Origin of the sequence: Nonomuraea sp. B10E15 (assembly GCF_039871615.1) — a bacterium.
Classification (GTDB): Bacteria; Actinomycetota; Actinomycetes; order Streptosporangiales; family Streptosporangiaceae; genus Nonomuraea.
In genome coordinates this window covers 97,391-122,725 of sequence record NZ_JBDPMB010000005.1, presented here as the reverse complement: position 1 = coordinate 122,725, position 25,335 = coordinate 97,391, and the positions used below count along the sequence as shown (strand labels likewise).

At 74.8% G+C, this 25,335-nt stretch carries 10 protein-coding genes; 5 read left to right on the top strand and 5 right to left on the bottom strand.

Features of this window, described 5'->3' with window-relative positions:
* Positions 1-126: 126 nt before the first annotated feature.
* The 4 genes from ABGB14_RS18405 to ABGB14_RS18390 are packed head-to-tail and all read left to right on the top strand — an operon-like array spanning position 127 to position 14,871.
* Entirely contained in the window at positions 127-1,578 is a 1,452-nt protein-coding gene (locus ABGB14_RS18405; protein WP_347644893.1) for an AMP-binding protein, read from the top strand.
* A gap of 2 nt (positions 1,579-1,580) precedes the next feature.
* Entirely contained in the window at positions 1,581-3,083 is a 1,503-nt protein-coding gene (locus ABGB14_RS18400) for a condensation domain-containing protein (protein WP_347644892.1), read from the top strand.
* Positions 3,080-9,412 (top strand): amino acid adenylation domain-containing protein, encoded by a 6,333-nt coding sequence (locus ABGB14_RS18395; RefSeq protein ID WP_347644891.1) that lies wholly within the window; start codon positions 3,080-3,082, stop codon positions 9,410-9,412. The genes ABGB14_RS18400 and ABGB14_RS18395 overlap by 4 nt, the downstream gene beginning before the upstream one ends.
* A complete protein-coding gene (locus ABGB14_RS18390) occupies positions 9,409-14,871 on the top strand; it encodes an amino acid adenylation domain-containing protein (RefSeq protein ID WP_347644890.1) in 5,463 nt (1,820 codons plus the stop codon). The genes ABGB14_RS18395 and ABGB14_RS18390 overlap by 4 nt, the downstream gene beginning before the upstream one ends.
* On the opposite strand, the gene ABGB14_RS18385 is transcribed toward ABGB14_RS18390, so the two are convergent.
* From ABGB14_RS18385 to ABGB14_RS18370, 4 genes are all read right to left on the bottom strand, one after another.
* Positions 14,842-16,032, bottom strand: coding sequence for a 2-oxo acid dehydrogenase subunit E2 (locus ABGB14_RS18385; RefSeq protein ID WP_347644889.1), 1,191 nt, complete (start codon positions 16,030-16,032; stop codon positions 14,842-14,844). The genes ABGB14_RS18390 and ABGB14_RS18385 overlap by 30 nt on opposite strands.
* The gene (locus ABGB14_RS18380; RefSeq protein ID WP_347644888.1) at positions 16,025-17,185 is read right to left on the bottom strand and encodes an alpha-ketoacid dehydrogenase subunit beta; all 1,161 of its coding nucleotides are present in this window, start codon (positions 17,183-17,185) and stop codon (positions 16,025-16,027) included. Before ABGB14_RS18380 ends, ABGB14_RS18385 begins: the two co-directional genes overlap by 8 nt.
* Complete coding sequence (locus ABGB14_RS18375; protein WP_347644887.1) at positions 17,182-18,063, bottom strand: thiamine pyrophosphate-dependent dehydrogenase E1 component subunit alpha; 882 nt, start codon at positions 18,061-18,063, stop codon at positions 17,182-17,184. The genes ABGB14_RS18380 and ABGB14_RS18375 overlap by 4 nt, the downstream gene beginning before the upstream one ends.
* 164 nt (positions 18,064-18,227) lie before the next feature.
* A complete protein-coding gene (locus tag ABGB14_RS18370; RefSeq protein WP_347644886.1) occupies positions 18,228-21,632 on the bottom strand; it encodes a phosphodiester glycosidase family protein in 3,405 nt (1,134 codons plus the stop codon).
* Between the two features lie 97 nt (positions 21,633-21,729).
* Here ABGB14_RS18370 and ABGB14_RS18365 point away from each other — a divergent pair, with 97 nt between their 5' ends.
* A complete protein-coding gene (locus ABGB14_RS18365) occupies positions 21,730-22,929 on the top strand; it encodes a cytochrome P450 (RefSeq protein WP_347644885.1) in 1,200 nt (399 codons plus the stop codon).
* Positions 22,930-22,950: 21 nt separating this feature from the next.
* On the opposite strand, the gene ABGB14_RS18360 is transcribed toward ABGB14_RS18365, so the two are convergent.
* Complete coding sequence (locus ABGB14_RS18360) at positions 22,951-25,293, bottom strand: hypothetical protein (RefSeq protein WP_347644884.1); 2,343 nt, start codon at positions 25,291-25,293, stop codon at positions 22,951-22,953.
* Between the last annotated feature and the right edge of the window lie 42 nt (positions 25,294-25,335).

Here is a 25,335-nt window from a genome sequence, read left to right as displayed (position 1 = left end):
TGATCGGGGAATCCGCGGCGAGTGTGTCACGCGTGACCAGATGTCGGCAAGCGCCAGAAGGTGAGGGCTTGACGCCTTTGTGCATTTTTTCTAGCGTCAAGCGGCACGACGAAAAAAATTCTGGGGGTGGTTCCGTCGGCCCTTCCAGTCCCCGAACTCCTGTCGTCCCGAGCAGCCACCGAACCCGAGCACGAAGCGCTCGTCGTCGCCGGCCAGGGAGCCCTGACCCTGCGCGAATGGGACGAGCGCTCCACCGCCGCCGCCCGCGGGCTGCCGGGGCCCCTCCAGGGTGATCGGGTGGCGCTGGTGTTCGGCGGCCAGGACTGGCTGGACTACGCGGTGACCTGGATGGCCGTGCTGAAGGCGGGCGGCGTGGCGGTGCCGCTGCCGGACCGGGCGGCCCCTCCCGAGCAGGCGTACATGATCGGGCACTGCGGCGCCGCCGCGGTGGTGCACGGCCGCGACGCGCTGCGCGAGCCGCCGGCGGGGCCCGCCGTCATCGCCTTCGAGCAGCTGTCACGCCCCTCGGAAGCGCCGCCTCCGCCCGCGCTCGACCCGCTCTCGCTCGCCCAGATCCTCTACACCTCCGGCACCACCGGCCGGCCCAAGGGCGTGGCCGCAACCCACGCCAACCTGACCTCACCGACGGTGCACCCCAAGCGCCGCCCGTTCGCCCATTCCCGGCATCTGGTGCACGCCTTCCCGATCGGTACGAACGCCGGCCAGGTGATGTTGCTCCACGCGCTCACCGCGGCCCCCACGGTGGTCACGCTGCCGGTGTTCACCCCGTCCCGTTTCGCCGCCCTGATCGAGGAGCACGCGGCCGGCACCTGCTTCGTGGTGCCCGCGATGGCGATCGAACTGCTCAACGCCCGCGTGCAGGACCGCCACGACCTGTCGAGCGTGCTGCTGCTCGGCTCGGCCGCCGCGCTCCCGCCGGCCGTGGCCGCCGAGCTCACCGGCGCGTTCCCCAACGCGACCGTGGCCAACTACTACACCTCCACGGAGGCGGCGCCCGCCCAGACCATCATGATCTACGACGGCGACCGGCCCGGCTCCCTCGGCCGCGCCGCGGGCGGGTCGCGGCTCAGGATCTCCGGCCCCGCGGGCGAACCCGTACCCGCCGGGACGACCGGCGAGGTGTGGCTGCGCGCGGCCGACCACCCCCGCGCCTACTACGGCGAGCGGGACGACGCCTTCCAGGACGGCTGGGTGCGCATGGGCGACCTGGGCTACCTCGACGACGAGGGCTACCTGTACCTCGTCGACCGCGGCGGCGACGTGATCAAGTCGGGCGCGTTCAAGGTCTCGACGCTGCAGGTCGAGGCCGCGCTGCACGAGCATCCCGCGGTGGCGGACGCGTCGGTCTTCGGCGTGCCGCACCCGGTGATGGGCATGGCGGTGGCCGCGGCGGTGGTGGCCCGCGAGCCGCTGGCGCTCAGCGACGTGCGGTCCTTCCTCGGCGGCCGGCTGGCCGGGCACGCGCTGCCGTCGAAGCTGCTCTGCCTCGACGTCCTGCCGAGGAACGCCGCGGGCAAGGTCATCAAGCGGGAACTGCGCCGTCTGGCAGAGGAGTGAACATGGTCCTGGCATCGCAGGCGCAGCACGGCATGTGGATCACCGAGGTGCTGCACGGCACCGGGACGGCGTACCACATGCCGTTCGCCCTCTGGTTCGACGGGCCGCTCGACCGGGAGGCGATGGTGCGGGCGTGCGAGGCGGTCGTCGACCGCCATCCGGTGCTGAGGTGCGCGTTCGAGCAGCGCGACGGCGAGCTGCACCTCGTGCCGGCCGCCGGTCGGCCGCCCGTGGTGTTCACGACCGCGCCGGATCCGGGGCACCTGCTGCGCACCGAGACCGCGCGGCCGTTCGACCTCGGGCGCGGGCCGCTGGCGCGGTTCACGCTGGCCGAGGTGAGCAGGGAACGGCACGTGCTGCTGTTCGTCGGGCACCACCTGGTGTTCGACGGCATGTCCAAGGACCTGCTGACGCGCGACCTGGCGGCCGCCTACGCGGGCGAGGCGCCGCCGCCGCTGCCCATGCCGTACGGTGCGCCGCCCGCGATCCCGCCGGAGGCCTCCGCGTACTGGCGGGCCCGCTGGCGGGACGCGTCCGAGGTGGTGATCGGCGGGACGGTCAGGACCGTGGGGACGGCGGGCCGCGCCGAGGAGGTCCTGCTCGACCTGACCGGCGAGATGGCCGCGGCGCAGGCGGCCGGGGTCACGCGGTTCGAGGCGTTCCTCGCCGCCGTGCACGGCCTGCTGTACTCCTACGGCAACGCGGAGGTCGCGGTCGCCATCGCCATGTCCACCCGGCAGGCGGGGACGCGGGACCACATCGGTCTGTTCGCCACCGAGCTGCCCGTCTACTCCGCCCCCAAGCCGGACACCACGTTCAGGGAGCTCGCCCACGCCCTCAGGGCGGAGGTGCGCGAGCTGAACCGCTTCCGCGACGTCCCCGCGGCCCGCGCCGCGGGCGGGGTCAGGCCGCGGCCCGCGCTGGCGCCGGTGTCGATCAGTTTCCGGCGGCGGGCGGCGAACGTGGTCTTCCCCGGCCTGCGGACGTCGGCCGAGTGGAAGATGTCGAGCCGCACGGTCAGGAACGTGCTGCACCTGCAGGCCGTGGACGGCGACGACGGGCTCCGGCTCACCCTGCACTACAGCCCGGACCTCGTGTCCGCGCGGGACGTGGAGGCGGCAGGCGAGGACCTGAGGGCCGTGCTTGCCGCCGCGAGCGCCGCCCCCGACGTGCCCCTGACGGCTCTGGCGCCGGCTCGCGCGCGGCCCGCCGCCCCGCCGCCGGTCGCCGCCGGCTCCGGCGGCCCGCCCGCGCCGGCGCGGGAGACGGGAGCCGTGGACGGCGAACTGGTCGAGCAGGTACGGCTCATCTGGATGGAGGTCCTGCGGATCGACGACGTCGCCCCCGACGAGGACCTGTACGACCTGGGCGGCCACTCGCTCACCATCACCCAGATCAGCGCCAGGATCAGGAAACGGCTCGGCGTGGAGGTGCCGTTCGACGTGTTCCTCGACGATCCCACGGTCACCGGGGTGGCGGCGGCGGTGAGCGAGCTGCGCGCATGATCTCTTTCGGGCAGGAGCGGCTCTGGTTCCTGCAGCGGCTCGACCCGGCCGACCCCGCCTACCGGGTGGTCGTCGCGCGGCGGCTGCGCGGCCCGCTCGACGCCGGGGCGCTGACCGGCGCGTTCGCCGACGTGGCGGCCAGGCACGAGGCGCTGCGCACCAGGTTCCCCGAGGCCGACGGGCAGCCGGTCGCCGTGGTCGACCCGCCGGGTCGCGTACCCGTCGAGCTGGTCGAGCTCGCGACGCCCGAGCAGGCCGAGCGGCTGTGCGAGGAACGCGCGAACACCCCTTTCGAGCTGGGCGCCGCGCCGCCCCTGCGGATCACGCTGATCCGGCTGGCCGGCGGCGACCACGTGCTCTGCGTCGTGCTGCACCACATCATCGGCGACGGCTGGTCGCTCAACGTGCTCATGGACGACCTGGCCAGGTGCTACGCCGCCCGGGTCCACGGCACGCCGGCCGCGCTGCCCGAGCTGCCGGTGACGTACGCCGGGTACGCCGGCGCGCAGCGGGCCGCGGACGCCGACGTCGGTTACTGGACGGGCAAGCTCGCCGGCGCCACCCCGCTGGACCTGCCCGCCGACCGCCCGCGCCCGGCCCGTCGCGGCAGCAGGGGCGGCGAGTCGCACTTCGACCTCGATCCGGCGCTGATGGGCGGGCTGCGGCGGCTGGCGCGGGCGGGGCGCTGCACGCTGTTCATGGTGCTGCTGGCCGCCTACCAGGCGCTGCTGGCCCGGCACACCGGGCAGGAGGACATCCTGGTCGGCACGCCCACCGCCGGGCGGGCCCGGCCGGAGCTGGAGCCGATGGTGGGGCTGTTCGCCTCCACTCTGGTGCTCCGGGGCGATGTGTCGGGCGATCCGCCGTTCACCGAGCTGCTGCGCAGGACCCGGCGTACCGTGCTGGAGGCGATGGCGCACGGCGAGACGCCCGTCGAGCGGGTGCTGTCCGCGCTCGACATCGACCGCGACCTCAGCCGCACGCCGCTGTTCCAGACCATGTTCGGGCTGCACAACGCGGCGGTCGGCTTCGGCGAGGCGGCGACGTTCGCGGGCCTGGAGAGCACGCCGTTCCCGCACGGGGTGCCGCCCGCCATGGTGGACCTGCGGGTGGACCTGTGGCCCGACGGCGACGGGCTGCACGGCGCGTTCGTCTACAGCGCCGACCTGTTCGACCAGGCGTCCGCCGACCGGCTGGCCGCCCGTTTCCGCACGCTGCTCGCCTCGGTCGCGGGCCGCCCTGAGGCGCGGCTGTCCGAGCTCGACGTGCTGCCGTCCGGGGAGCGCGAGCTGGTCGCCACGACCTGGAACGCCACCGCGCTCGCCGTGCCTGACGGCACCGTGGTGGACCTCTTCCTGCGGCAGGCGGGGGCGCGGCCGGACGCGGTGGCCGTCGAGTGCGACGGGGAACACGGCGGGGAGCAGGGCGGGGAACACGGCGGGGAACACGGCGGGGTGCGGCGCACGTACGCCGAGGTCGCGGAGCGGGCGCGGGCGGTCGCCGGGGAGTTGCGGGCGTGCGGGGCCGGGCCGGGGTCGGTGGTGGCGGTGTGCCTGCCCCGCACCGCCGACCTGCCGGGGGCGCTCCTCGGCGTCATGCTGGCGGGGGCCGCCTACCTGCCGGTGGACCCGGCGCTGCCGGCGGCGCGGGTCGCCGGGATGCTGGATCGGGCGGGGGTACGCGTGGCGCTCGCCGGCCCGTCGGCCCCGCTCCCCGAGCACATCAGGACGCTGCCCCTGACCGCGCCGGCCGGCACGATGCCGGGAGGCGCTCCGGCCGGGACGGGGCCGGGCGGCGGAGCGCCGGAGGCCGGTCCCGGGCCTGGCGCGGCCGCCTACGTGTTGCACACGTCGGGGTCCACCGGGGTGCCGAAGGGGGTGGCGGTGCCGCATTCCGCGCTGGTCAACCTGCTGGCCGGGATGGCGGACCTGCTCGGATCCGGCCCGGGGGACGCGTGGCTGGGCAGCACGTCGCTGTCGTTCGACATCGCGGGACTGGAGCTGTACCTGCCGCTGGTGACGGGCGGGCGGCTGGTGCTGGCCGGCGACGCCGCCGCGCGGGACGGCGTGGCGCTGGCCGGGCTGGTCGCCCGGTCCGGGGTGACGCACGTGCAGGCGACGCCGTCCGGGTGGAGCATGTTGCTGGCCGGCGGCCTGGACCCGGCCGGGCTGGTCGCGCTGGCCGGAGGCGAGGCGCTGCCGCTCGCGCTGGCCGGAAGGCTGCGGCGGCGGGCGCGGCGGCTGTTCAACATGTACGGGCCGACGGAGACCACGATCTGGTCGACCGCCTGGGAGGTGCCCGAGTCACCCGGGCGGATCAGCATCGGCAGGCCCCTGGCCAACACGACCGTCCAGGTGCTCGACCGGTGGGGGTCGCCGGCGCCGGTCGGCGTGCCGGGAGAGCTCGTCATCGGCGGGGCGGGGGTCGCCCTCGGCTACCTGCGCGGGCCCGGGGAGCCGCCGGAGCCGTTCGAGGGCGGCCGGTACCGGACGGGCGACCGGGTCCGGTGGCTCGGCGACGGCACCCTCGAGTTCCTCGGACGGGACGACGGCCAGGTCAAGGTGCGGGGCCACCGCGTCGAACCCGGCGAGATCGAGGCCACGCTGCTGCGGCATCCGCGGGTGCGCGAGGCCGCCGTGGTGGCGCGGGACGACGTGCTCGTGGCCTACGTCGCGCCCGGCGCTCCCGGCGACCTGCTGGATCGGGCGGCGGAGTGGCTGCCGGCGGCCATGGTGCCTTCGGCGGTCGTGGCGCTGGACGCGCTGCCGCTGACCCCGAACGGCAAGGTGGACCGGCAGGCGCTGCCCGCGCCGTCGCGTCCCGCGGCGGGGCGGGGCGGGCGGCCGGCCACCGCCAGGGAACGGCAGGTGGCGCGGATCTTCGCCGAGGTGCTCGGCACCGGCGACCTCGGCGCCGGCGACGACTTCTTCGCGCTCGGCGGCCACTCGCTGCTGGCGACCCGGGTCATCGCCCGGCTGGCGGCCGCGGGCACGCCCGCGCCGCTGCGGGCGTTGTTCGCGCACCCGACCGTGGCCGGGTTCGCCGCGACGCTGGACGAACAGCAGGACGCGCCGGGCAGGCCGCTGCTGCCCCGCCCCGCGGGCACGCTGCCGCCGCTCTCCCCCGCCCAGGAACGCCTGTGGTTCCTGCACCGGCTCGATCCCGGCGACGCCTCGTACAACATGTACGTCGTGCGCAGGCTCCGGGGCCCGCTGCACGAGGAGGCGCTGCGGCGGGCGCTGACCGGGGTGGTCGCCAGGCACGAGTCGCTGCGAACCCGCTTCCCCGAGGTGGACGGCCGGCCGGTGGCCGTCGTCGAGCGCCCCTCGCCCGTCCGCGTCGAACGGCTCGGCGCCCGCGACGAGGACGAGGCCCGCGCGCTGGTCGCCGCCCGCACCAACGCGCCGCTGGATCTCGGTGCGGCGCCGCCGCTGCGCGTCTCCCTGATCCGGCTCGGCCCCGACGACCATGTGCTGTGCGTGGTGCTCCACCACATCGTCGCGGACGGCTGGTCGATCACCGTCCTCCTGGACGACCTCGCGGCCCTGTACGAAGCGGGCCTCCACGAAACGGCCCCGTCCGGAGCGGCCCCGTCCGGAGCGGCGGGCGCCGTCGGGTCGGGCCCGCCGGGGCTGCCCGCCCTGGCCGTGCAGCACGGGGACGTGGCCCTCTGGCAGCGGGAGCAGGACACCGGGGAGGCGCTGGAGTACTGGCGGGCCCAGCTCGCCGACCCGACGGCGCTGGACCTGCCCACCGACCGGCCGCACGGCGCGGAGCCCTCGCGCGGCGGCGTCCACCTGCTGGACGTGCCCGGCGACCTGCTGGCCGCGCTGGAGGCGACGGCGCGCCGGCATCAGGTCACGTTGTTCATGGTGCTGCTGGCCGCGTACCAGCTCCTGCTGTCGCGGCACACCGGGCAGGACGACGTGCTGGTGGGCTCGCCCACGGCGGGGCGGAACCGGGTGGAGCTGGAGCCGCTCGTCGGTTACCTCAGCACCACGCTGGTGCTGAGGGGCGACCTGTCGGGTGACCCGACGCTGGAGGAGCTGCTGGCCCGCACGCGCGGCACGGTCCTGGACGCGATGGCGTACCAGGACGTGCCCTTCGAGCAGCTGCTGGCGGAGCTGGACGTGGAGCGGGACATCACCAGGAAGCCGATGTTCCAGACCCTGTTCGCGCTGAACGGCCAGGCGGCCGACCTCGCCGGTCGCGACGGGGCGCGGGACCGGCTGGGCGACCTGCGGATGTCGTTCTTCGACGACGGGTACCGGCAGGCGAAGTTCGACCTGACCGTGGAGGCGTGGCGGGCGCCCGGGCGGTTGCGGGTGGCGTTCGGGTACGACGCCGGGCTGTTCGACGCGGCGACGGTGGCCGGGCTGGCGGCGCGGTTCGAGGTGCTGCTGCGCGGGGTGGCCGACGCCCGCAACCGGCACGCGCCGCTGTCGCGCCTGCCGGTGCTCACGGCCGCCGACGAGGCGCTGATCGAGACGGCGAGCTGCCCTCCGCCCGGCTGGGCGGCCGCGGGCGGGGACGGCCCCGATCCCGCGGCCCGGGTGCCGGAGTTGATCGCGCAGGCGGTGGCGGCGTACCCGGACCGGGTGGCCCTGAGCTGCGGCCAGGACGCCGTCACGTACGCCGGCCTGGAACGGCGCGTGGCCCGGCTGGCCGGGCAGCTGGCCGGGCGGGGCGCAGGGGGCGCGGGGGGCGCGGTGGGGCTGCGGATGGCCGGCGGCTCCGTCGACGCGGTCGTGGCCATGCTGGCGATCTGGCGGGCCGGCGCCGCCTACCTCCCGCTGGATCCCGCCTACCCGGAGGAGCGCCTGCGCGCCATGGCCTCCGTGGCGTCCCTCGTCGTCACGGACGGCCTCGTCATCGAGGACGGCCCCGCGCGAGGGCCCCACGTCGCGCCGCGGGGTGAGGCGGGCGGGGCGGTGCACGAAACCTCCGGCGGCCCGGCCCGCGACCACCGCGACGGGGCGGCGTGCGAACACTGCGGCGGGGCCGCGTACGTCCTCTACACCTCGGGATCGACCGGCGCGCCGAAGGGCGTCGTGGTCGAGCACGCCGGGCTGGCCGAGCGGGTCCGGTGGATGCGGGCCGTCTACGGCCTGCGTCCCGGTGACCGCGTCGTCCAGCTGGCCGCGCTCGGCTTCGACACCCACGCGGAGGAGATCTACCCGGCGCTGGCGGCGGGCGCCACGGTCGAGCTGCTGCCCGGTGGCGGAACCGCCCTGCCGGAGCTGCTCGCCGGACGGCCCGACGTCACCGTGCTCGACCTGCCGACCGCCTACTTCCACCACCTGGTGGGCATGATCGACGAGGTGTCCTGGCCCGAACGGCTGCGCCTGGTGATCCTCGGCGGCGAGCAGGTGCGGGCCGGGGCGGTGGAGCGCTGGCGGGAGCGGTTCGGCGACCGGGTGCGGCTGGTCAACACGTACGGGCCGACCGAGACGACGATCATCGCCACGGCCGCGGAGTTGCGCGGCGGCGACCCGCGCCCGCCCATCGGCCGGCCGGTCCGGGCGACCACGGTCAGGGTGCTCGACGCGTACGGAAGCCCGGTGCCTCCTGGCGCGCCGGGCGAGCTGCACGTCGGCGGGCCCGGCGTGGCCCGCGGCTACCTCGGTGGGTACGACCCGCGTTTCGCCGGCGGGCCGGGCGGCCGCGTTTTCAGGACCGGCGACCGGGTGCGCCTGCGGCGGGACGGGCAGCTGGAGTTCCTCGGGCGGCTGGACGACCAGGTGAAGGTGCGCGGGTTCCGGATCGAGCCCGGCGAGGTCGAGCACTGCCTCCTCGGCCATCCGGACGTGCACCAGGCCGCGGTGCTGGCCAGGGACGGCGACCTCGTCGCCTACGTCGTCCCCGGCACGTCCTGCGGGTACGCGCCCGAGCCCGCCGAGTACGTCGCCCGCAGGCTCCCCCCGCACCTCGTCCCCACCCGCTGGGTCGTGCTGGACGCCCTCCCCCTCACCCGCAACGGCAAGCTGGACAGGCGCGCGCTGCCCCTGCCAGGGCCTGCCGAGGGCGGCGGCGTGCCGCCGCGCACCGACGCGGAGGAGCTGGTCGCGGACGTGTGGGCGGAGGTGCTCGGCGCCGGCAAGATCGGTGCCTTCGACGACTTCTTCGCGCTCGGCGGCCACTCGCTGCTCGCGATCAGGGTGGCCGCCAGGCTGCGCGCCCTGGCGGGCGTGGACCTGCCGATCCGCACCCTGTTCGACCGCCGTACCGTGGCCGCGCTGGCCGTCGCCGTCGAGGAGGCGCTGGCCGCCGAGGTGGCGGTGCTGTCCGACGAGCAGGCGAGGAGCCTGCTGGATCGGGAGGGTCCATGACGGAACTGAGCGAGGCGCAGCGGGCGCTGCTGACCCAGCGGCTGCGCAGGCGCCGCCCGCCGGCCGGGCCGTCGATCCCCGCGCTGCCGCCCGGGCAGGCGCCGCCGCTGTCGTACGCGCAGGAGCGGCTGTGGTTCATGGAGCAGTACGCCCCCGGCAGCCCGGCGCACACCGTTCCCCTGGTGCGGCGGGTGCGCGGCCCGCTCACCGCGGACGCGCTGGAGGCGGCGCTGGAGCGGATCGTGTCCCGGCACCAGCCGCTGCGCACGACGTTCCCCACGGGCCCTGACGGGGAGCCGTCCGTGCTGGTCGCGCGGGAGGCGGCGGCGCCCCTGGCCGTCGCGGACGCGGAGTCGGCCGCGGCCGCCAGGGAACTGGTGGGTCCGTTCCTGGCCGAGCCGTTCGACCTGGCGTCGGGGCCGGTCATCAGGGCGCTGCTGGTGCGGCTGGCCGCCGACGACCACGTGCTGGCCATCGCCGTGCACCACATCGCGGCCGACGGCTGGTCGGCGAACGTGCTGCTGCGCGAGATCGTGGCGCTCTGCGGCGGGGAGCCGTTGCCCGGCCTGCCCGTGAGCTACGGGGACTTCGCCGCCTGGCAGCGGGACCGGCCCGGCGGCGACGTGGAGTACTGGCGGGAGCGGCTGGCCGGGCTGGAGCCGCTGGAGCTGCCCACCGACGCGCCGCGCCCTCCCGAGCTGACCCACGCGGGGGCGGCGCACCATTTCTCCGTCGGCGCGGAGCTGGCCGGGCGGCTCGACCGGGTGGGGCGCGAGCACGGCGCGACGCCGTACATGGTGCTGCTGGCGGCGTTCGCGGTGCTGCTCGGCCGGTACGCGGGCCAGCGGGACGTGACGATCGGCTCTCCCGTCGCCGGCCGGATGGTGCCGGAGCTGGAGGGGCTGATCGGGTGCTTCGTCAACATGCTGGCGATGCGGGTGGACCTGTCGGGCGAGCCGACGTTCGCGGAACTGCTGCGCCGGGTGCGCGACACGGCCACCGACGCGTACACGCACCAGGAGGTGCCGTTCGAGCGGCTGGTGTCGGAGCTGAACGTGGCGCGGGAGCCGTCGCGCTCGCCGGTGTTCCAGGTGATCCTCGCCATGCAGAACTACGGCGGCGAGCCGGAGGCGGGGGCGCTGGCGCTGGAGGGGTTCGAGCCGGGACGCTGGGCGACCCGGTTCGACCTGGAGCTCTACACCGGAGGCGACGGGTCGTTCCTGTTCGTCTACAACACCGCGCTGTTCTCGGCCTGGCGGGTCGAGCGCATGGCGGGGCACCTGGCCACGCTGCTGGCCCAGGTGGCCGACGCACCGGAGACGCCGGTGGCGGAGCTCGACCTGCTGACCGCCGCCGAGCGGGAGGAGCGGCGGCGCTGGAACGACACCGCGGCCGACCTGGGCCCGCCCGGGCTGCTGACGGACCCGGTCCGTGACTGCGGCGCCGTCGCCGTGGTCCACCCCGGCGGCGCGCTGACCTACGCCGAGCTGCTCGGGCGGGCCCGCGCGCTGGCCGCCGGACTGGTGAGCGCCGGCGCCGGCCCCGGGCGGCTCGTGGCGGTGGTGATGGAGCGCGGCTGGGAGCAGGTCGCCGCGGTCCTGGCGATCAACCTGGCCGGGGCCGCGTACCTGCCGGTCGACGCCGACCTGCCCGACCAGCGGCGGTTCGAGCTCATCGAGCGCGGCGGGTGCGAGATCGCCGTCACCCAGCCGTGGCTCGGCCTCGCCTGGCCGGCCGGCCTGACCCGCCTCACCGTCCCGGACGCCTGCGGCGACCCGCTGGACAACCCGGCCACGCCCGGCGACCTCGCGTACGTGATCTTCACCTCGGGCTCGACCGGCGCCCCCAAGGGCGTGGTGATCGAGCACCGGGCCGCCGTCAACACCGTGCGCGACCTCAACCACCGCCACCGGATCGGCCCCGCCGACCGGTTCCTCGCCCTGTCGGCGCTCAGCTTCGACCTGTCCGTGTACGACGTCTACGGCGCCCTCGCGGCCGGAGCCACCCTCGTGATGGGCGACCCGTCGGGCGACAAGGACCCGGCCGCGTGGGCCCGCCTGGTCGCCGAGGAGCGCGTCACCGTCTGGAACTCCGTGCCCGCCCTGATGGAGCTGCTCGTCGACCACGCCGAGCACGAGGGGACCGACCTCGGCTCGCTGCGCCTGGTGCTGCTCTCGGGCGACTGGATCCCGCTGACCCTGCCGGACCGCATCCGCGCGCTCGCCCCTGACGCGGAGGTCGTCAGCCTGGGCGGCGCCACCGAGGGCTCGATCTGGTCCATCTCCTACCCGATCGGCGCGGTGGACCCGTCCTGGACGTCCATCCCGTACGGCCGCCCGCTGGCCAACCAGACCTTCCACATCCTCAGCCCCGGCCTGCGGGACGTCCCCGTGGGCGTGCCCGGCGAGCTGTACATCGGCGGCGCGGGCGTCGCCACCGGCTACTGGCGCGACCCGGACAGGACGGCCGCCTCCTTCGTCACCCTTCCGCGCACCGGCGAGCGCCTCTACCGGACCGGCGACCTGGGCCGCTACACCGGCGACGGCACCATCGAGTTCCTCGGCAGGGCCGACGCCCAGGTCAAGATCCGCGGCTACCGGATCGAGCTCGGCGAGATCGAGACCCACCTCGCCCGTCACCCGGACGTCGCCGAGTGCGTGGTGACCACCGACGGTGAGGGCAACGGCGCGCAGCTCGTCGCGTACGTGGTCGGCGCCGGCCCCGACCCGGTGCGGCTGCGGGCGCACCTCGTCGAGACCCTGCCCGCGTACATGATCCCCACCCGTTTCGTCCCGCTCGACCGGCTGCCCCTCACGGCCAACGGCAAGGTGGACCGGCGCCGCCTGCCCGCGCCGCCGCCTGCCCGCGCCGCCGCCCGCGAGGGTGGCGACGGCGCGGGCGGCGCCCGCGCCGAGCCGGGCACCGGCACCGAGCGCCTGGTGCACGCCGTCTGGGCGGACGTGCTCGGCGGCGCGGACTTCGGCATCGACGACGACTTCTTCGGCGCCGGCGGGCACTCGCTGCTCGCCATCAAGGTCGTGGCACGGTTACGCAGGGAGCTGCCGCGGGGCTCGGCGCCGGTCGCCGTGGTGGACCTGTTCAAGCACCCGACCGTCAGGGAACTGGCCGCCCACGCCGACGGCGGAGCCACCGGGCCGCGCCCCCTCCTGCACGAGCTGACGCCGCGCCGGGCCGGGCCCGCCGACCTCACGTACGTGTGCGTCCCGTACGGCGGCGGCGCGGCGGTGGCGTACCAGCCGCTGGCGGACGCCCTGCCGGCGACGCACGCGTTGTGGGCGGTGTCCATCCCCGGGCACGACGTTGGCCTGGACGAGGACCCGCAGCCCCTGGAGGAGGTGGCGGAGCGCTGCGTGGAGGAGATCCTGCGGAACGTACGGGGACCGCTGGCCCTGTACGGTCACTGCGGGGTCGGGTCGGCGCTGACCGTGGCCATCGCGCGGCGGCTGGAGGCGGCGGGGCGGTCGCTCGAAGCGGTGTACATCGGGGCGATCTTCCCGTTCGCCCAGCCGGGGAACCGGGTGCTGGCGGCCCTGTCGCGGCTGGCCAGGCGCGAGTACATGCGCAGCGACCGCAGCTACGCCAACTGGCTGACGTCGATGGGGCTCGACATGAGCGACCTCGACCCGGGCCAGGCGCGGCACATCATCAGGAACATGCGCGAGGACACGGAGGCGGCCGAGGAGTATTTCACCGGCCTGTTCCGGAGCTCCGTGACGCCGCTGCGGGCGCCGATCATCAGCGTCGCGGGTGAGCGGGACCCGGCGACCGAGTACTTCGAGGAACGGTTCAGGGAGTGGCACTTCCTGACGCCGGTGGCAGCCGTGGTGGAGCTGGACGAGGCTGGCCACTTTTTCCTGAAATATCGGGCGGAAGAGCTCGCCGAGATCGTCACCAGCGTCCACGGGGCCGTGGCCTCGGGAGGCGAGACGTCAGGACCCAACTGGCGCCTGCGCGAGGTGTCCAGGACGGACCCCGGCCACCGGCCCGCAGCCCGCGAGCACTCCGGCGAGCACCCGGGCGAGCAGGCCGGCGGGCGGTCCTGTGAGCGGTCCGGCGGGCGGTCCGGCGGGCGGTCCGGAGTGGCGGGCCGCCCCGGCGGGCGGGCGGGGGCCCCGGAGCCGAGCATGCGGCGCTTCCTCGGCGTCGTGAGCGGGCAGCTCATCTCGATCATGGGGTCGGCCCTGACCGAGTTCGCCATCCCCATCTGGATCTACCTGACGACGGGCTCACTCGCCCAGTTCGCCCTGCTCGCCGTCATCGGCCTGGTGCCGGGGATGCTGGTGGCGCCGCTGGCGGGAGCCGTGGTCGACAGGAACGACCGCCGCACCGTCATGCTCGCCGGCGACTACGCCGCCATGGGCACCCAGCTCATGCTGGGCGTCCTGCTCTGGACGGGCAACCTGCAGACCTGGCACGTCTACCCGCTGCTGGCGGTGTTGTCCGTGGCGCTCACCTTCCAGCGCCTCGCGTACAGCTCCGCCATCCCGCAGCTCGTCCCCAAGCGATACCTCGGCCACGCGAACGGCATCGTGCAGATGGCCGGGGGCATGACGCAGCTGCTCGTGCCGCTGGCCGCCGTCGGGCTGATGGCCGTCATCGGGCTGGAGGGCATCCTGATCCTGGACGTGGCAGGATACGCGTTCGCGATCGTGGTGACGTCGCTGGTGCGCTTCCCCGCGAGGCTGGCGTGGCGGCGCAAGGAACCGGTCGTGGCCGAGCTGGTCGCCGGGTTCCGTTACTCCTGGGGCCACCACGGCTTCCGGCGGATGTTGCTGTTCTTCGCGGCGCTGAACATCTTCCTGTCGCCGCTCTTCCTCATGCTCTCGCCGCTGGTGCTCTCGTTCGCCGAACTGCAGGACGTGGGGCGCATCTCCTTCCTGTCGGGGCTCGGGGTGCTGATCGGCGGCCTGGCCATGACGGTGTGGGGCGGGCCGGGGCGGCACCGCATGCGGGCGGTGCTCTGGTGCACGCTCGCGCTGGCGGCGTTCTGCCTGGTCACGGGTTTGCGCGCGGATCTCGTGACGATCGGCGTCGGCGCGTTCGGGATGTCGTTGTGGCTGACGCTGCTCAACGGCATCTACGCCACGATCGTGCAGGTGAAGGTGCCGCAGCGGTTCCACGGCCGGGTCTTCGCGCTGAACACGCTGATCGCCTGGTCGACGCTGCCGCTCGGGTTCGGGCTCGTGGCGCCGTACGGGGCGGCGGTGTTCGACCCGCTGGTGGCCCCGGACGGGCCGCTCGCGTCCACGGCCGGCGCGCTGGTGGGCACCGGGGAGGGGCGCGGCGTCGGGCTGATGTACGTGCTGTTCGCGGTGGCGATGGCGGGGCTGGCGCTGGCCGCGCTGCGCTCCCGGCTGCCGTCGCTGGTCGACGACGGCGCCGACGCCCTGCCCGACGACCTGGTGGGCCTACAGGCCCTCGGCCGGCGTCCCCTCTAACGTCTCCTGGAGCGCCTGGAGGAACAGCACGGCGTCCCTGCCGTTGATCAGCCGGTGGTCGTACGAGAGGCCGACCACGGCCACCGTGCGCCCTCCCTCCGGCTGCGGGGAGGTGAGGGCGACGGCGCACGCCTGGCCGGGGAAGATGATCGGCACGGCCATGACGACGCCGGCGTCGTGGTGCAGGGTGACGACGATGTTGCCGCCCGCCAGCTGCTCCTCCCTGAACCCGCCGCGCTGCGCCAGCCTGCGGTACGCGCCCAGCTCCCCGGCGATCTCGGTCACGGACTTCGTGTTCGCGTCCCGGATGACGGGGACGTACAGGCCGGTGCCGAGGTCGATCGTGACGCCCACGTGCGGCGCGTCCGGGACCCTCGCGGTGCCCTCGTCCACGAGAGTGGCGAAGAACAGCGGGAAGTCGTGGTGCAGGCGGGCGACGGCGGAGATCAGCAGGTCGGGCAGCCCGACCAGCATGCGCAGCCGCCGGGTGAGGTCGCGGGCCGCGGCGGCGGCCGCCCCCACGTCCACCTTGACGGCGGCGAACGCGGCGGGGACGGTCCGGTGCGAGAGGCTCACGGTCCTGCCCACCGCGCGCTGGTTCGCGCTCAACGCCCGCGGGCTCCCACCGCCGGTCCTGGGCGCGCCCCGGTCGACGGTCACCTCGCCGCCGCCGCGACCACCTTCACGGCCTGCCGGGCTCGCGTGCGGGCCGGCGGCGGCCAGGCGTTCGACGTCGGCGCGGCGCACCACCTTCACCGGGAGCGCGCGTACCCGCTCCGGGTCGATGCCCAGCTCGTCGATGAGCGCCTGGGCGGGCGCGGTGACCAGCGGCCCGCCACCGGTCCCCGCGGCCACCGGAACGGCGGCGGGCACGGCGGACGCGGCGGCGGACGCGGGCGGGTGGCGGGGAGGCGGGCCAGGGGCTTCGGCCGGGGAGGTGACGCGGGCGATGGGGTCGCCGGGGGCGATGTCGCGGCCCGCCGGCGCCAGGTGGGTCAGAACGCCGTCGTGCTCGCAGACCAGCTCCTCCACCGTCTTCGACGTCTCCACCTCGGCCACCACCTCGCCCGCGCGCACCGCCGCCCCGTCGGGTGCCAGCCAGGCGACCAGCACGTACGCCGAGTCGTTGGAGTTCAGCTTGGGCACCCGGATCTCAACCATCGAGCCCTTCCAGTACGGCGCGGCGGATCGTGCTGTCCTGCACCAGCACGTCCCGTTCCAGGTGGGCGGCCGTGGGGATGACGCTGTCGGCCGAGCTGACCAGCTTGACCGGCCGCCGGAGCCGCCCCCAGAGCCGGGTGTGCAGGTCGGCGGCGACGTGGCCGCCCCAGGTGCCGCCCGCGCTGCCGTCCTCGGCGACGCAGATCAGCGGCGCCCGCCCGAGCAGGTCGAGAAGCGGCGCCGGGTCGAAGGGGTACAGGCGGGAGGGGACCAGGAGCACGCCGGCCAGGTCGTGGCCGAGCAGCAGGGCTCGCATGGCCGCCAGCGCCCGGTGGGCCAGCCCTCCGGGAACGATGACGACGTAGTCGAGGTCGCCGGGAGGGATCTCCGGAGCACCGGCGAGCGGCGGTGAACCGGGGCCGGTCACAGGGCCGGTCACAGGGCCGGTCACCGGGCCGGTCACCGGGCCGGTCACCGGCGGGTCGAGGCGCACCACCGCCACATCGCCCACGAGATCCCATCGGAACAGCTCCTCCGCCACTCCCGGCGGATACATGCGCCGCGTGTAGAGCACCTTGTCCTCGAAGAGCAGGCACGGCTCCCCCAGCGCGAGCATGCGGTCGAGGACGGCCCGGTTGTCGTGGAACGGCGACATCTCGAACAGCGACAGGCCGGGGATGCCGATGAAGTGCTTCTGCGGGCTCTGGCTGTGCGTGGGGCCGTAACCGCGGTGGCCTCCGGAGGGGCAGCGGACCACCAGCGGCATGGGGACGCGGGCGCCGTACATGGTGACGGACTTGCTGGCGAAGTTGAGGATCTGGTCGAAGGCGAGCGCGGCGAAGTCGGCGAACATGATCTCGGCGATCGCCTTGCCGCCCGCGAGGGCCAGCCCGGAGGCCGCCCCGACGATGGTCCCCTCGCTGAGCGGGGTGGTCAGGACGCGGTCGGGGAAACGCGTCGACAGGCCCTTGGTGATCTTGAAGGCGCCTCCGTAGGGGTCGAGCAGGTCCTCGCCGAGGACGTACACGGAGGGGTCGTCCTCCAGAAGGCCGTGGAGGGCGCGGTTGAGGTCCTCCCCCACCCGGGCGCCGCCACGGTCCGCGACCGGCTGGACGGCGGGCCCCGGACGCCCGGCGGGCTCCCCCGGGCTCACGCCGCCGTCCAGGCCGCCGGTGGGCGGGCGGCCACCTCGGCGGCGACCTCGTCGACGCGGGCGCGGGCCTCGGCTTCGACCCGGGCCGCCTGGCCGGGGTGGGCGGCCCGGTAGGCGGCGTACCAGTCGGTGCGGGGGAAGCCGGGCGGGCGGGTGTCGTCGCCCTTGCTGTGGGGGCCGAGGCGGTGGGTGGCGAACTCGACGACCAGGGGCCGGGGGTCGGCGCGCACGGACTCGATCAGGGGCGCCAGGCCGTCCCGGATGCGGGGGATCTCGAACCGGTCCACGCGGTGGTGGCCGATGCCGAACGCCCGTGCCCGGCCCTCGATCGTCCCCGCCATCTGGAGGGCCGTCGGCGTGGACTGGGCGATGCCGTTGTGCTCGACCACGACGAGCAGCGGCAGGCGCCACAGTTGCGCCAGGTTCATGGCCTCGTACACGGAGCCCTCGCCCCACGTGCCGTCACCGATGTACACGCACGTCAGCGCGCCCGGCTCGTGCCGCTTCAGCCGCAGCGCCACCCCCGCGGCGACGGGCAGGCTCTGGCCCTGCACCCCGGTCGACAGGTAACGGTCCCGCCGCAGGTGCTGGCTGCCGCCGACGCCCTCGCAGACCGCGCCCTTCCTGCCCATGATCTCGGCGAGCAGCCCTTCGGGGTCGCCGAACCTGGCCAGGTAGTGCCCGTGACCGCGGTGGTTGCTGAACACCCAGTCGGGTTCGCGCAGGAGCGGGCGCAGGGACACGGGGACGTACTCCTGCCCCAGACAGGTGTGGGTGGTGCCGTCGAGCTCGCCCCGCTCGAAGAGCTCGAGGAGTTTCAGCTCGAAGGACCGGATGAGGAGCAGCAGCGCCAGGTCGTCGTCAGAGAGTCTGTCCATAGGCTCCTCGAGCACCAGGAAAACCTCCTGAAAGCGTATACAACACCCGCATATCGCGTCCAGGACGGGGATGCCGCCGGGCCGCGCCGCGTCTCGACGACGCGGCCCGGCCCCGGCGTGGAGCGGCCCGGCCGGAACGGGATCAGGCGGGAATCAGGCAGGGCTCAGGCGGCGGCCTTGGCGGTGGCCGCCACCGACGCCCGCTCGGTGACGCCGTTGACGGTCACCGCGACCGTCACCTTCCCCTCGCGCAGCGCCGTGAGCGTGCCCTTCTCCGGGTCGAGCACGGCGACGTGCCAGGGTTTGGCCGTCTTGCGGCTGCCGACGTGCAGGTTGGGCGAGCCCGACCACGCCGCCGAGACGGGGTAGGCGGCGGGCACCGTCCTGTCGTCCTGCCTGACGGCGGCGCTCACCTCGGCGGGCGCGCCGACGGCGACGGTGGCCGGGGCGGTCAGCGTGAGCGCGTCCACGTGCGGGCGCACCTGGGTGCCGATCCAGTCGGGCGCGTCGGCGAACCAGTTCCGCCTGACGTGCTCGGCCTCGGCCGGCGTGACCGGGTCGACGCCCCACAGCGACCAGCCGGTGAACCCGCCGTCCTCGGGTGCGGTGGCGGGGTTCTTGCCGGAGTTGCCGTTGATGAAGTACGGCACCGCGTCCACGTGGGCGGCGTGGAACGTCCCCACGTGCGCCCCGATGTGGGCGGCGCCCTTGCCGGTGGTGCGCTGGAAGTCGGCCAGCCAGCCCTCCACGAGCGCCGCCTCCTTCCGGTCGCCGAGCTGGCTGCCCTTGCCCGGTGTCGGGTCGCGCGGCGGCACGTGGAACAGGACGGTGACCGACCCGATCGAGGCGTCCTTCGCCGCCTTGTCCAGCTCGGACCTGAGCATGGCCACCTGCTCGAAGCCGCCGCCCCGCAGGCTCAGGCGGGAGGTGTCGAGCGTGATGAAGCGGGTGCCCTTGTGGTCGAAGGTCCGGTACGTGTCGCCGAAGGCGGCCTTGAAGTTGTCGATCGCTCCGCCCATGACCTCATGGTTACCGGGGATGTAGTGATATTTCAGCTCTCCGCCCAGTTCCTCGTCGAGGATCCGCTTGGCCAGCGCGAAGTCCTCGGGCGACGCCTCGTCCACCAGGTCACCGTTGATGACCAGGAAGTCGGGCCTGACCGCCTTGATCTCGCGCAGCGTGCGGCGGGCGTTCTTGACGAGGTCGCTGTCCGGCTCCCTGGCCACGAACTGCGCGTCCGACATGACCGCGAACCGCCACGGCATCGTCGCCACGTCGTCCCTGACCACCGGGTCGGCGACCTCGGGCACGGGCGGCGCGTCGACCGGCGGCGGCACCTTGGCCACCAGGCCGTCGATCATGATCTCGTTGGTGTACCGCACGTCGGCCTTGGTCTCGGCCACGTAGAAGCGCCGCAGCCGCAGCGGGTGGTTGACGCCGGGCGGCACGGCGAACTCGACGTACTTCCAGCCGGTCCACGTCATGTACGGCCCGCGCAGGATCTGAGACTGCCCGAGCGCGTCGTAGAACTCCAGGCTCGGCCACTCCCCCTTGCCGGTGGAGTGGATCCAGAGCCCGAACGCCTGCGGCTGCCCCTCCACCACGATCTCCTCCGGCGGGCTGGCGTACGCGGCCCGGGTGGCGGTCGAGGTGCTGAAGTCGTATGACAGCTTGAGCCCGCCGCCGTCGTGACCGGGTGCGGCCGACAGCGAGCCGGTGGCGCGGGCGGCGGCGAACTTCCAGGTGGCCGCGTCCTCGAAGTCGGCGACCGCTTTCTCCTCGAACCCCACGGTGACGGGCACGGCGGTGGTGAGCTTGCCGACCTTGGCGGTGATCAGCCCCGCGCCCGAGGCCTGCTTGGCCTTGACGGTGAAGGAGCCGTGCTCGGCGGCAGTCACCTCGAAGAGGTTCCCGTCGTAGTCGAGCTCGAGGTCGGCGGGCTCGATGGGCGCGGAGTTGCCGTTGCGGTCGTAGCCGACCACGCCGAACGTGGCCGCGCCGTCCGCGCCGGCGATGGCGAGCCGGTCGGCGGTGGCGCCGAGCCGCTGGAGCGGCTGCAGGACGGTCAGCTCGATCTCGCCCTTGGCGCGGCCGCGGGAGGCGGTGACGGTGGTCTGGCCGGGCACCAGGGCGTGGAACCTGCCGTCGCGGACGACGCCGTGCACGGCGGGCTTCGCTCGCCAGGAGGGCTCGCCCTTGGCGGGACCGTACGTCTCGTCGTACCCGGCGGCGGTCAGGCGCCTGGTGAGGCCGGGGAAGACCCGGTCGGGGCGGCCGCCGGCGACGGGCGCGACGCCGGGCGCCTTGGACGGGTCGCTCGCGGTCTCCAGCCAGAAGCCCTTCAGCTTGCCGCTGCCTTCGGGCGCGTAGAGCGCCAGGCCGTTGGGGACGTGCCGCTCGCCGCCGTCGGAAGGGCTGTTCTCCACCTGGACGTCGGCGGAGCCGGGCTCGCGGGCGAGCATGGTGGAGGAGCCGCCGCCGTCCAGGTTGAGCGCGTTGGCCGCGCCCAGCTCGACCATCATGGCCGCGAGCTCGTTGAGCGTGACGCCGCGGCTGTCGGCCTGGCGGCCGTCCACGGTCAGCAGGTACATCTTCCTGCCGTCGGCCGAGAACCCGACGGCCGTGCGCGGGTGGGCGCTGGTGTCGGTCGAGTTCTGTACGGCGCCGTCCTTGACCAGCACCCAGTTGCCGCCGACGGCCGCCTTGACCGTGCTGCCGTCCGACGCCTTGGGCTGGTACTTCACGTCGATCCGGTCGCCCTGCTCCAGCGCGGACAGCGCCTCGGCGCCGGCGTCGCGGCCGAGCAGGATCGAGGTGCCCGCCGGGATCGGTCCGGTGCCCGCGGAGGTGCGCACCTCGGTGACCACGCCGTCTTTCATGACGACCTCGGCGACGGAGGTGGCGCCCTCGACGGCGCGGGCCCGGTTGTAGGAGCCCCACAGCGGCGTGAAGAGCCCCACGCCGCCGTCCTGCACGATCTGGTTGAACTGGGTGAGCGTGATCGGCGGGCCGCCGTCAGGCGTGGCGGTGCCCTCGAAGTACATCTTGAGCACGCGTCCGACACCGTCGCCGGTGATCGCGACCGCGTTCTCGTGCCCGGCGACGGGCGACTGGACGAGCGTGCCGTCCTGGACGCCGATGCCCTGGGCGGCGCCGGAGTTGTTGATGTCGAAGAAGTCGCCGTTGACGGCGGCGACGGCGTGGGAGCGCTTGGCGGGCCCGGACAGCGGCTCGGTCTTGGACACCTCGCCGGAGAACACGTAGTCGGCCTTGGCTCCGTGCTGTCCTGCCAGGTCTGCGGTGATCGCGTCGGCGCGCAGCCAGCCGAGCGGGTCGTAGGTGTCGAACGAGGTCAGCGAGATCCCCGGCGCGACCGGCCGGGTCCTCTTGGCCGTCTCCAGCCGCTGCCGCCCTTCGGCGGCCCGGGTGACCAGCGTGGACGGCGGCGGGTAGGACGACGCCTGGGGAGCGTCCTCCGCGGGGGGTGCGGCATCGGCCTGCGCGGGCACGCTCAGGGCCACGGGGGCTAACACGAGCGCGGCGGCGGCCAGCAATCTGAGGGTCTGCACGACCGAACTCAATCGTTCATGGATATAACTTTCAAGGCTTACACATGAACCAAAAGAAAATTTCAGATCTTGTACGCCCCCCGCGGGGCCCACCACGATGGAAGGTGTGGATCGAGAGGCCTTCTACCGCGACCCGTACCCCGTCTACGCCCGCGCCCGCGCCGCCCCCGGGCTGACCTTCACCGGCGAGCTGGACGCCTGGCTCGTGGCCCGGCACGCGGACGTGCGCGAGGTGCTGGCCCGGCCGGCCGACTTCTCCTCCCAGGGCGCCTTCCGCGGAGACGTGACGCCGAGCCCGCGCGCGTTCGCCGAACTGGCCGGCGCGCCCGGCAACGCCCCCGTGGTGCTCAGCTCCGACGGCGAGGCCCACCAGCGTTACCGCAGGCCGCTCACCCGCGGCCTGTCGGCCGCCCGGGTGGCCGCCGCACGCCCGTTCATCCAGGCCACGGCGGCGGAGCTGCTCGCGTCGTTCGCGGCCGCGGGCCGGGTGGAATGGATGGGCGGCTACGCCAGGCCGCTGCCCGCGACCGTCATCGGCCACCTGCTCGGCCTCGACCCGGCCGACGTGCCCGCCGCCGTCCGGGCGGGTGACCGCGCCGAGGACCTGATCTTCACGCCCATGCCGGAGGACGAGCAGATCGCCGCCGTCCGAGAGGTGTCCGCGCTGCGGCACCTCCTGGCCGCGCACGCCGCCCGTTCGCGCGACCAGGAGAGCCTGACCGGCGAGCTGGTCCGCGGCCTGGCCCCCGGACCCGGCGAACCGACCGACCGGCAGCGCGACGAGATCGTCTCCAACACCCAGAACCTCATGCTGGCCGGCCACCTGACCACCACGGCGCTGCTCGGCACCGCCGTGCACCGCCTGCTGCGCGACCGCCGCCAGTGGGAGCTGCTGTGCCGGCGGCCCGAGCTGATCCCGGCGGCGATCGAGGAGGCCGCCAGGTTCGAGGCGCCCGTGCAGGGCTTCCGCCGCCGGGTCACCAGGCCGCTCACGCTGGGCGGCACGGAGCTCGCCGAGGGCGACACGGTGTTCGTGTCGTTCGCCTCGGCGGGCCGGGACGAGGCCGTGCACGTGGATCCCGACGTGTTCGACATCGCGCGGGAGCCGGCGCGTCACCTGTCGTTCGGGCACGGCGTGCACGGCTGCCCCGGCGCGCTCCTGGCCCGCGAGCAACTCCGCATCACGCTGGAGCTGCTCGTACGCGAGCTGCCCGGGCTGCGCCTGGCCGAACCCGAGGTCACCATGGCGGCCACCCTGATCCACCGCGCCCCCGAGAAGCTCGTCCTGTCGTGGTGATCCGCGCCCGTTCACGGGCCCCTACAGGGCCGTACGCTCGGGCGGCAGGCTCGGGGTGATCAACCGGTCCAGCTCGTCGCGGTAGGGCGGGTCGAGCCAGTAGCCCGAGTGCCAGCGCGCCTCGGGCAGCGGCTCGCCCGGCGCCGGCCGGAGCGGATCCCAGCAGAACCGGTCCACCGTGTTGCCGCGATCGGGTTCGGCGGCGAGGGGGTCGACGCGGCGGAACGCGGGCCCGCCGATGGGATCGCTCAGGCGGTACAGGTTGCGCCACGCGACCGCGTCACGCAGGACCGGCAGGCCACGGCCGGCGAAGTACGCGGGGAAGAACGGGGCGTACAGGCGGCGCAGCGGCGACCCGTGGGTGAGCAGCCTGACCTGCCGGCGCACGTCAGGGTCGAGCTGCAGGACCAGGGCGGCCGCGATGACGCTGCCCTGGCTGTGCCCGGACAGGACGACGGTGTCCCGATCGGTCGCGGCCAGCCGGCCGAGGCGGGCCATCAGTTCGGGGATGACGCGCTCGGTGTAGCAGGGCGGGGCCAGCGGGTGGATGGCCCTGGGCCAGAAGGTGGACACGTCCCAGACGATCCCGACGGTCCTGCGCAACCGCGAGCTGCCGTACGTGCGGCGGCCGAGCAGCACCAGGCCGACGACGGCGGCCGCCGTGGCCCAGCTCCCGATCGAGGCGAGCAGCCCCGCGAACCCCGCCGTCGGCGTGTACAGCCGCAGCTGGTGGATCACGGTCACCACGGCGAACCCGGCCACCCCGATGCCGGTGAGCAGGCCCAGCACCAGCCCGGCCCGGTCGGTGAGCGCGGCCAGCGCCCACTTCCGCGCGACCTTGGCGCCGCCGCGCTCCCCGTAGTGCTCCTCCAGCTCGGGCGCCAGCCTGCCCGCCTCGGCGCGGCGGACCAGCCAGAGGGCGATCGCCACCCCGGCCGACGCCGCCCCCAGCAGCGGCACCAGGGCGGCCGTCCACCAGACCGGGTCGTCGATGAAGAGCTTCCTGCCGGGCGGCCCCGGGTCGGCCAGGCTGCCGGGGACGCCGAAGAACGTGGCGGTCCAGAACAGCACGCCGAGCGCCAGCACGTTCGCGCAGCCCGCGGCCACCATCAGCATGAACCACGCGGCGAGCCCGCCCATCGCCGGCCGGTCGAGCGGGTCCCGGCCGCCGCCTGGCCGGTCCATGCGGGCCAGCACCCACGTGGCGGCCAGGATGAACGCCCCGAGCCCCAGCATGAGCGCGAACTGCACCGGACCCGCGCCCACGCTGGGCAGCACGAGCCCCTCCACGCCCACCGGCAGACCGGCCAGCGCCGCCCAGAACGTGGCCAGGAACACCAGCGGCGCGGCCACCCGCAGCACGTGGCACGCGACCTTGAGCCAGGTGGGCTCGCGCCCGCCGGAGTGCGGGTCCAGCCGCCGGCCGGTCCACGGCAGGACGACCAGCACGGCGGCGGCGAGCTCGACGCCCGCGTTCGCCGAGGTGAGCGCCAGCCCCAGCGGGGTGGCGGCGAAGGGCGCGGCGACGGCCATCCCGATCGAGGCGATCGCGAAGGCGACGTGCACGATGCGCAGGCGCCACACCGGCGCGCCGCCGTGCCACAACCGCGCCCGCGCCAGCAACAGCCGCTCACCAGCAGGCCCGTCCTCAGGTCCCTCGGTGGCGCCGCCGGGACCGCCGCCCGGATCGCCGCCCGGATCGCCGCCCGGATCGCCGCCCGGATCGCTGCCGGAAGCGGCGGGGACGACCTTGCTCTCGTCGCGGCGCCAGGTGCGGCGGGCGAGCCACCACAGCAGGACGACCACCAGCAGCGGCGCCAGGGCGGTGACGGCCAGGCGCTTGGACGGCTCGTGCCCCCACATCTCGCCCATCCACCGCAGCCAGACGGGCGCGAGCACATCGGTGCAGGCCCGTCCCGCGGCCGTGCACTGCCAGCCGACGAGGTCCACGCAGGCCCTGGTCACGGCGCCGACGAGGGTGCCGGTGAGGAGCAGGGCGAACAGCCGCTGCGCCGCCTCCGTCACGTGCCGCAGCCGGTCGCCGCCCCGCGGCCTGGGCAGCATGAAGTAGGACAGGTTCGCCAGTGAGAACGGCAGCAGGAGCAACCACAGCGCGATCGTGCGCCCGCCGGAGGTGAGGCCGCCCCACGCGTACGCCTCCCGCCGGCGGACGCCCGGCACGTCGGCCCGGTCGCCCACCGGCTGCCCCGCCGTCCACCAGCGCCGGTAGAACCCGGTGGTGCCGTCGCCCGCGACCAGCCGGGGATGGGGGTGGTTGAGCATGCCCGCCGGCGGCGTGCCGGAGACACCGTGGACGCGCAGCTCCGTCACCCCGCCGCAGGTCTCGTCGAGGAATCCGTCCATGTGGACAAGGATCCTGCGACAATCCCGTCACGTACAGTTATC